This window comes from uncultured Eudoraea sp., from assembly GCF_947260015.1.
Lineage (GTDB): Bacteria > Bacteroidota > Bacteroidia > Flavobacteriales > Flavobacteriaceae > Eudoraea.
In genome coordinates, this window is record NZ_CAMYOM010000083.1 from 1 (window position 1) to 2778 (window position 2778).

The 2778-nt window shown below is 39.5% G+C and carries 2 protein-coding genes; one reads left to right on the forward strand and one right to left on the reverse strand.

Going from position 1 to position 2778, the window contains the following annotated elements:
• Positions 1-239, forward strand: a 239-nt coding sequence (locus tag Q0X66_RS15705; protein WP_297708045.1) for a hypothetical protein, incomplete at its 5' end; no start/stop codon positions are given.
• A gap of 30 nt (positions 240-269) precedes the next feature.
• Here Q0X66_RS15705 and Q0X66_RS15710 read toward each other — a convergent pair.
• On the reverse strand, positions 270-2675 hold the full coding sequence (locus Q0X66_RS15710; RefSeq protein ID WP_297708047.1) for a family 20 glycosylhydrolase: 2406 nt from the start codon (positions 2673-2675) through the stop codon (positions 270-272).
• Positions 2676-2778 lie beyond the last annotated feature (103 nt).

The window sequence follows — 2778 nt, forward strand, 5'->3', positions numbered from 1 at the left end:
CTCGTACTTCCGCTCAAAGGCGCGGTTTGGGCGTGTTACGCTTGGCGTTAAATAATACTACAATTAATTATTATTTCATTACAGTAATTAGGCACAACGATTTGAATATGGTGCGTTTGCCATTTCAACGCACCAATTCTTCAATTTACCAGTATGTTTATTTACTTCTAGCATCTTCAATTTTATCACTATCTGCCAAATGCCCTATATTTTATGTTGGTGGTTGTTTTTCTTTGTAATAGCTTTCCATAAGTTCAGAAATGAAGGTTCTATTTTAAAAGCGTTCTCATACTTTCCACAACTGAAAGTATAGTCCCTCCTTGAGCCTTATCGGCATTTTTCAGTAAAGCATCGATTTCTGGTAGTTCACCTTTCATAGCATTCCTATTATTCAATGCCTCTAAACCCAATTTAGCCAATTGGGAGAGATTGGCCGAATGTACTTTAATTTCTTCAAGTCGCTCATTGCCTTCAATAGCAGAAACCAACTTGCTATGGTTTTCTGACCATTTTTTCAATTTTTGAACAATGCGGTTCTTTGCCCTGACGTCTCCGTTTTGGACCCAAAGATTAACATCTTTATTAAAATTATAGGCAACGTAACTTTCCGGTCTTGCCGCATCGACCACTCTATTTAATGCAGTGGTCGTATAAAGTTCAGGTTTATATAAAACCATTCTACCAAAATATTTATCTTCTTGTAGAACGTTGACCAAGGTGCGGAGTGGATCAATATAGGGTTCTTCGACCAAATTGCGAATCAATACTTCGGTACTGGCCCTATGTCTTATTCCCAACTTTTCAAGTCGGTCATCCATAACAATTAACCTTCGATACATATCCTCGTTGTCGGCGGTATAATCTTTAGGACTCCAAAGTTTTTCCGCCACGGCTGCGGCTCTGGGCCAAATTCTTGATTCTAGGGTAATGTCATCGACCATTTCTCCCCACATACAGGTTTCCCCACCTAGAATTAAGTCCTCTTGTTCTTTGGTAAGTGCCTCTATTTTTTCAAACTTTGGGAGCGGTTCGCCATTTGGCATATGAGTGCCCCCCTTTCGTTTCCCTTTAAATTTAATGGCGACATTGGATACCGTACCCGTCCCTATAAGGGAATCTCCCTCTATTTTAATATCATAGGACATTTGACCAAAAGACGTTTCATGACTGAAAGAAATAAAATTGCCTTCGACCTCTATGTCGGTGAAGCCGTATGGTTTCCCCATAAAATACTTTATGCCCTGCAAATTCTCTCCTTCACCGAATAAATATAAATCTCCTTCCAAATCGGCCCCGCTGGCATAGAGCTTGCTTTCCCATCCTTTCCAATTCGTGGAATCAATATCAAAATCTATAGTACTAGGAACCACCGAGGGATCTACTTTATAAAGATCACCAGCAGGTTGTTTATAGTCAAGGTAATATCCGTAGGAAAGTACTGCTTTATTACCTTCTTTAACGGCTTCCAAAAGCGCTTGGTCATTTCTCCAAGATTGAACGACAATTTCTTCCTTTGGTAGGTCTGGATGAATGATTTCGTCCCAACCTACCATCTTTTTGCCATGCTTGATTAAAATCTTATGAATACGTGAGTTAAAATATGCCTGAAGTTCATGAAAGTCATCCATTTCATTATTATTCATGAAATTCTGAATTTCAGGATTTTCGTTCCAATGGTCTGGTATCACTTCGTCCCCTCCAATATGTATATATTCTTCAGGGAAAAGATTGGCCATTTCTCCGAAAAATCCGTCCAGAAAATCATATACCACATCCTTGGTAGGGTTCATAACTGGTTTTAGCACACCAAAAACTGTGTCCAATACATAAGGTCCCGGAGCACTGGCCAATTCGGGATACCCAACAAACCAGGAGGTCGAATGACCCGGCAGATCAAACTCGGGCAGAACACGTATCCCACGATCGGCAGCATAATCGATTACTTCCTTAATGTCTTCTTGGGTGTAGAATTTTCCCCCGGATCCCATTTCATGGAGCTTAGGATACGTTTTCGACTCTATTCTAAAACCTTGGTATTCTGTTAGGTGCCAATGAAGTACATTCATTTTTACAGTGGCCATGGCCTCTAGATTCCTCAAGATGAGATCTTTGGGAATCCAATGGCGGCCTACATCGATCATAACCCCTCTCCAGGCATATCGTGGTTTGTCATTCAATTCCAACTCGGGTAAAACCCATTTTCCATCTTCTTCTTTTACCAATTGTAAAATTGATTCTAAGCCATATATTATACCTGTTTCTGAGTTGGCCGTAAGCGTTATATTCTTTTCGGTAACAGAAAGACCATACGATTCATCATCATTAATGGAGGGGTAATCGTTTCCTGCATTTTTACAATCTAATATTACTTTTGGTGATCCATTATTCGCAATGACGATACCAGTCCGGGACTCAAGTTTGGAATAAAAACGCTTAATGGCATTTTCCAATTTAGGCGTAGAAACGTTTTTGAAAGAGTGACCCAAGTCCTGTTCTAGCGTAAACCGTGTTTTTCCGAGGGAAAGTTCAGTGGGAAGTGGCAATAAATTAATTTGGGCACGATTTTCATCAGAAAGTGGAGATGGTTCAGGTTTTTGCAAGCTGAATCCAACACCGACCAAACCCAAACCAATCACAAAAATGAAACCTAAAACTATTTTCAATATTTTTTTCATATTTGGGTTTCTTTGTTTTATTTGATAAGAATATAAAGACTTACACCAGGCATTCTATTCATGGTTACAGCTTGCTATCATTGCCTAACACCTATAAAACTGT

What these genes read in the sequence shown, in the direction of transcription:
- Q0X66_RS15710 (WP_297708047.1), bottom strand. Translation starts at nt 2,675, where the DNA reads ATGAAAAAAATATTGAAAATAGTTTTAGGTTTCATTTTTGTGATTGGT.